Below are 6,194 nucleotides of genomic sequence, written 5' to 3' on the forward strand. Positions count from 1 at the left end.
CCGACTGGCACTTCACCACCGACGACGCACGCGTGAAACTGCGCCACCTCTACCCAACCACACAGCAAAATTAAGCCGCGACAATCTACTAGTAGCAGTGCTTGGTCATGTTGGTGCGGGGCCCGGCATGTCGCGGTGACAGGTGGGGTAGGCGCCGGTCCGGATCGCGAGGAGTAGTTGCAGCTCGGGAACGACTCGGTAGAGGCTCAGACCGACGCCGTCTCTTTTGGGGATCGCCTCAGTCGCTGCAAGGTGCAGAGGGCGTGGGCGACCGAGACGAGGGTGACGTGGTGATGCCGGCCTGGCCAGGTTCGGCAGGTTCGGGTGACAGGTTCGGTCACGCGGCCTGGAGGGCCGGTGTGGTGATGACGGTCCCGAATTCGACGGGGGTCAGCCGGCCGAGCGAGGCTTGTCTGCGACGCCGGCAGTCGCGCTGGGGAGGGGAGTGGCGGCGAAGACGGAGTCCGGGTCGACCGCAGCCTTCACGGCGAGCAGCCGTTCGGTGTTGGGCCCGTAGGACTCCGCAACCTGCTCGGGAGTCTCCGGCCCCAGGAAGTTCACGTAGCCGCCCGGCAACGAGAATGGCTCAAGCGCCGCGTGCAGCTGTTCCAGCCAGCGCAGGTGCGGGGACCTACCTTCGCCACCTCCTGCGTTGTCCTGGCTTTCGCGGTCCTCCCACAAGGAGATCAGCTCGACCATCAGGTGCGGTTCGCGTCGCCCGAACGCCGCCGAGCCGAGGGGCAGACGGGCGGCGGCACCATGGAACTGGTGCCACACGATCGCGGAGAACGGTGAGGTGAACTCCCGGGCAGCCCGGTCCAGGACGGTCGCGATGGAGCCGGAGATGGTCTGGACGGTGCGCGTGCGAATAGCGCCCATCCGCCCGGGTGGGAACATGGCGTCCGTCGCGGCCAGTGCCGAGGAACGGGCGACAGGTCCAACATCGGCCAGCACGGGTGTACCGAGTCTGGCCAGGGCACGCACCGGCCCGTTCTCGGCGTTCCCCACCTCGATGTCCCCTGACCAGGTCGGCGCGACGTACACCGTCGGCTTCCCGTCCGGGCCGGGAAGGAACCCCACGTCCACCGTCAGCTCATCCGGGCAGTCCTGAAGGATCCCACCGAGGTTGGCGAGAATGTCGGCGCTCTGGGCGATCGGGTACAAGATGGTTCCCGACACCACTGTCGGCACGGGGTGCAGACGGACCCGCGCCGAGGTCACGACACCGAAGTTTCCGCCGCCGCCGCGCAACGCCCAGAAGAGGTCCGGATGGTGTTCGGCGTCGGTGTTCACTCGTGAACCGTCGGCCAGGACTACTTCGGCGCCGAGCAGGTTGTCGGCTGCGAGCCCGAACTGCCCGATCAGGGGGCCGTATCCGCCGCCGAGCGTGAGACCGACCATGCCGACGGCGCCAGCCGTTCCGGTGACGGCAGTCAGGCCCACCCTCTCGGCGGCGGATACGACGTCGGACGAGAGCGCCCCGCCACCCACCGTTGCGACACGGCGGCCGATGTCGACCTGGACTCCCCGCATATCGGTCAGATCGAGAACCAGTCCACCGGGACGGAAGGCCCGCCCCCAGAAGTCGTGACCCCCGCCGCGCACCGACAGCGGCACCCCGTGGTTGCGAGACGCGCGTATCCCAGCCTGCACGTCAGCGGTGGTCGCGCAGCGCACAATGACAGAAGGACGGACATCGACCGCTGCGTTGAACAACGCCAATGCTTTGGCATACTCCGGTCCGTTGGTGAGCACGCGGCCCGCAGGGATTCTGGACCGCAGCTCAGCCAGTAGGGCAGTGCTGAACTCGTCGCGGGCATTGGCATTGGCATTGGCATTGGCATGAGGCTGCATGGTAACTCCTGTGTGTCGCTCACGGGTTTGGCCGTTGACGGCGGCGGCATGGAGCCGTAGACCGGCTCGGTCGACGAAGGTCGGTAACGTCCGCCCCGGTCGGCGGAGGCGTTCCAAGCCGCCGACCGGCCTCTCGGCGATTGAGTCGGAAACAGAGCTGGCAGAGTTCGGAGAACTGTTCGGTGTCGCTCCTCGGATCAGCCCGCCGGTGATCCGTTGGGCGGGCCACTTGTCGTTCCGTCGCCGGATCTCGGTGAGGTCTCTGGTGAGTTCGGTCGACAGCGACCAGCCACGGAGATCACCGCTTCACCAGGTTCAGGATGGGTGTGGCGATGTCCTCCGGAGCCTCCGCGGCCATGAAGTGGCCTGCCTGGGTCGTGAAGTGCTCGAGGTCAGCGGCCCACGGCCGCCAGGTCGCGGTGGCGTCGAACCCCAGATGCCGGCTCCGGTCCTGTTGGACGACGGTCACCGGCATGGTGAGCTGGTTGCCGGCGTCGAGGTCGGCTTGGTCGTGTTCGATGCCGATGGTGGCGCGGTAGTCGGCGACGATCGACGGAACTGCGTCCCGGCAACGACCTCTGAGAGCCACTGTGCTGTCGTGTCCTCCCCGGAGCTGTGCCGCGGTCAGGAGTCTTTGCCCATCATTTCGATCAGCTCGATGGTCGGCCCATGAGCCAGTTCGTCGAGATAAACGAAGCGTGTCTGCTCTGCGACCGACGCATCGAAAGTGACACGAGCTGCTTCTCCCGCCGCTCGCAGTGATTTGAGATATTGATCGATGCTTGCTACCACGTAGGCGAGGTGATGGACGCCCTCACCGTGGAGTTCGAGGAATTCCGTGTATGGCGAGCGCCCACTGAGCGGCTGGATCAGCTCGATCTCCGAAGCCCCCGTCCTGATGAAGCCGTAGCGGGCGGAAGAACTGGCCTCCTCCCCGTGAAATTCGGCCGTGGGGAATTCCAGATCCGTGATCTGCTCCGCCTCGACCCCCCACCGGTTCTTGTAATCGGCGACGGCGCGATCGAAGTCTTCCACGACGATGCCGACGTGAAAGAGAGGCGGAAGGCTGATAGGCACAAACATCTCCCTTGAATTGGTGAACTGGATCGTCCCCGACCTGCCGTTTGCACAGGGCCGGTGAGTGACGGTGGCCGGACGAAGGGGCTGAGCTGTACCGCCCGGCACTTCTGGTTCAGAACTCGCTGTCTCGCGGGGCCCACTCCCCGGCCAGGGTCTCGCGAGGCGTCGGCGTCGGCTGTCGCTGCACCCCTGTCGCTGTTCCGTCGGCATGGGTCACCGTGCACTCCCCTCGCGTGGAGTGCGTCGCCCTTCGTCTCTGTTCGGCCGATTCCGGCGGGCTCAGGGTGGCTATCGTTTCGTCAGGTCAAGGATCAGGGTGGCGATGTCTTCCGGGGCTTCTTCGGCCATGAAGTGGCCTGCCAGGGTGGTGAAGTGCTCAAGGTCGGCGGTCCAGGGGCGCCAGGTCGCGGTGGCGTCGAATCCCAGCTGCCGGCCCCAGTCCTGTTGGACGACGGTCACCGGCATGGTGAGCTGGTTGCCGGCGTCGAGGTCGGCCTGGTCGTGTTCGATGTCGATGGTGGCGGTGGCGCGGTAGTCGGCGACGATGGAGGGAACCGCGTCCCGGCAGGCGCGAAGGTACTCGGTGCGTACTTCCGCCGGGATCGCGTGGGAGCTCGTGGACCAGGCGTCGAGGAAGTGCCCGAAGAACGCGTCGGCGCTGTTGGCGATCATCTGCTCGGCCAGGCCGGGGGGCTGGGCCATCAGATACAGGTGGAAGGCGACGGCCGCGTTGACCCCGTTGAGGACGTTCCAGGTGTCCAGGGTGGGAATGATGTCCAGGATTCCCAGGTGGCTGATCCGGTTCGGGTGATCCAGGCCGGCCCGGAAGGCGACGTGTGCGCCTCGGTCGTGCCCGACGAGTGCGAACCGGTCGAATCCGAGTGCGTCGGCCAGGTGGATGATGTCCGCGGCCATCGTCCGCTTCGAGTAGACGTCCTCGCTCACCGCTTCCGGCTTGCTGCTGGCGCCGTAGCCGCGAAGGTCGGGGCAGACCACGGTGTGATGCTGGGCCAGGACGGGAGCGACGTGCCGCCACATCAGGTGGGTCTCAGGAAAGCCGTGGAGCAGTACGAGGGCCGGCCCGTCTCCGCCGACCGCCGCGTTCAGCTCAACCCCGTCAGCCACGCCGATCGGCCTGGTCTCGAACCCCGCAATGGTGATGCTCATCGTTGCCGGTCTCCCTCGCTGGATGGCGTGAACTGCTGCCGCTCACGCGTAGATGTGTGAACGACAGGAAGGATCGGGGAGCCGGATTAGCAGTGGATCAGCAGCGCATCCCGGAGTCGACGACAATGAGGACATGGAGATCCACATCAGGGTGCTCGGACCGGTCGAGGTCAGGGATGCCGAGGGCCGCCCTGTTGCGGTGGGCAGCCAGCGCCGCCGCGAGCTTCTGGGGCGGCTGGTCGCGGCCGGCGGCCGGGTCGTCCCGCTTTCGGTGCTGGTCGATGATCTCTGGGAGGACCCCCCGGCCACCGCGGCCGGGACGGTCCGCACCTTCGTCGCCGAGCTGCGCCGCGCCCTTGAGCCGGATCGTCTCCCGCGAACCCCCTCACAGGTGATCAAGACCGTTGGTACCGGATACGCCCTACGGATTTCACGGGCACACGTCGACGCCCACCGATTCGAGGACGCTCTTGCGGCCATGCGCGACGCACCCAGCGGCCAGGTTGCCAGTACGCTCAGCGAAGCACTCTCGTGGTGGCAGGGCGAGCCGTACGCAGACCTCGACGCCTCGCGCTGGCTGGCACCAGAACGCGCCCGCTTGACAGAACTTCACTGTCAAGCGGTCGAACTGCGCGCCCGAGCGGTGCTCGACCTCGGAAGGGGCGCGCCCCTCATCCCGGAGCTGGTGGCTTTCGCAACCGCACATCCGTGGCGGGAGCATGCCTGGGTCCTGCTTTCCCATGCTCTCTACCAAGTCGGCCGCCAAGTCGACGCGTTGGCCTCGCTGCGTGCCGCACGAGCAAGGCTGCTGGATCAGTTCGGACTGGAATCGGTGGACAGTCTCGATCATCTCGAACGTGACATCCTCCGGCACGCTGCGCACCTCACGCCCGCGCCCCGGGACGAGGACCGGCTGCGCCTGCTCACGCGCACAGAAGCGACAGGGACCTACACACGGCTGCGCTCGATGAGCTCCGTGGCCAGGGCCGCCGCGGTCACAGGCGGCACCAACCTGGTACTTGCCCAGGAGCACCGCGCCGCGGCAGCCGCGGAAGCGGAACGGACTGGAGACCCCGGCCTCACCGCCCGAGTGATCGCGGCGTACGACGTCCCCACCATCTGGACGCGCGCCGATGACCCCGGACGGTCCGAGGCGCTGGTGGCAACCACTCGACGCACTCTGCACCGGCTGGGACCAGGGGCATCACCAGCGCTTCGAGCCCGGCTCCTCGCCACCATCGCACTCGAGCATCGCGGAACCAGCGACCAGTGGGCCGCCGAGGCGGCGAGGGAGGCCGAACAACTTGCTCGAGACCTCCACGACCCCAACGTGCTGGTACTCGCGCTCAACGCCCGATTCGTGCAGTCCTTCCAGCGCCCTGGGCGCACCGGCGAACGCGACGCCATCGCCGGCGAGCTCATCGAGCTCTCCGCGCGACACGATCTCCCACTGTTCGAGATTCTCGGCCATCTGATCAAGATCCAGGTCTACGCGGCACGCGGCGACACCGGGACCGCGCAACGCCACGTCGAAGCAGCCGAGCGGCTCGCCGCCCTCCACGAGGCCCCACTCGTTCCCGTTCTCACCGCTGCTTTCCGGACCATGTGTCTGGCAGAACGATCAAACGATGCCGCCGAGGTCGCTCACGCCTATCGCACCGTAGCCACCGACCTCGCCGGCGCCGGCATGCCCGGGGTGGAAGCCGGCATCTTCCCGCTCGCGCTCCTCTCCCTTCGCATGCGTAACCACCGTCCCGCGCCAACGGACCCCGACCTGGACTGGGGCCCCTACCGTCCTTGGGTCCAGCCCCTCCTCGACCTCGCCCGCGACAACCTCGCGGCGGCCCGCCACGCCGCCGACGCCCTGCCCACGCCCCCCGCCGACCACCTGTATGACGCGCTCTGGGCCGTCAACGCACATACAGCGACTCTGCTCCACGACGAATCACTCGCCGCACAAGCACACGACGCGCTCTCCCCCTTGCGCGGCGAGATCGCGGGCGGAACGACCGCCGTGATCACCTTCGGCCCCGTCAACCACATCCTGTCGACCCTCGATCGGCACCTCAATCGGCGATAGCACCCACCTCTTG

The 6,194-nt window shown here is 67.3% G+C and carries 5 protein-coding genes; 1 reads left to right on the forward strand and 4 read right to left on the reverse strand.

Annotated elements, in window-relative coordinates:
• Positions 1 to 390: 390 nt before the first annotated feature.
• From MXD57_RS30940 to MXD57_RS30955, 4 genes are all read right to left on the reverse strand, one after another.
• Entirely contained in the window at positions 391 to 1,854 is a 1,464-nt protein-coding gene (locus tag MXD57_RS30940) for an FAD-binding oxidoreductase (protein ID WP_250405535.1), read from the reverse strand.
• Positions 1,855 to 2,152: 298 nt separating this feature from the next.
• Positions 2,153 to 2,443 carry a hypothetical protein gene (locus tag MXD57_RS30945; RefSeq protein WP_374114772.1) on the reverse strand — a complete coding sequence of 97 codons (291 nt, stop codon included), beginning with the start codon at positions 2,441 to 2,443 and terminating at the stop codon, positions 2,153 to 2,155.
• A gap of 35 nt (positions 2,444 to 2,478) precedes the next feature.
• Entirely contained in the window at positions 2,479 to 2,931 is a 453-nt protein-coding gene (locus MXD57_RS30950) for a VOC family protein (protein ID WP_250405536.1), read from the reverse strand.
• Positions 2,932 to 3,222: 291 nt separating this feature from the next.
• Positions 3,223 to 4,101, reverse strand: coding sequence for an alpha/beta fold hydrolase (locus MXD57_RS30955; protein WP_250405537.1), 879 nt, complete (start codon positions 4,099 to 4,101; stop codon positions 3,223 to 3,225).
• Positions 4,102 to 4,234: 133 nt separating this feature from the next.
• Between MXD57_RS30955 and MXD57_RS30960 the strand changes: the two genes are divergently transcribed.
• Positions 4,235 to 6,181 (forward strand): BTAD domain-containing putative transcriptional regulator, encoded by a 1,947-nt coding sequence (locus MXD57_RS30960; RefSeq protein ID WP_250405538.1) that lies wholly within the window; start codon positions 4,235 to 4,237, stop codon positions 6,179 to 6,181.
• Positions 6,182 to 6,194 lie beyond the last annotated feature (13 nt).

The sequence above is a fragment of the Streptomyces cellostaticus genome (assembly GCF_023630175.1).
GTDB classification, from domain to species: domain Bacteria; phylum Actinomycetota; class Actinomycetes; order Streptomycetales; family Streptomycetaceae; genus Streptomyces; species Streptomyces cellostaticus_A.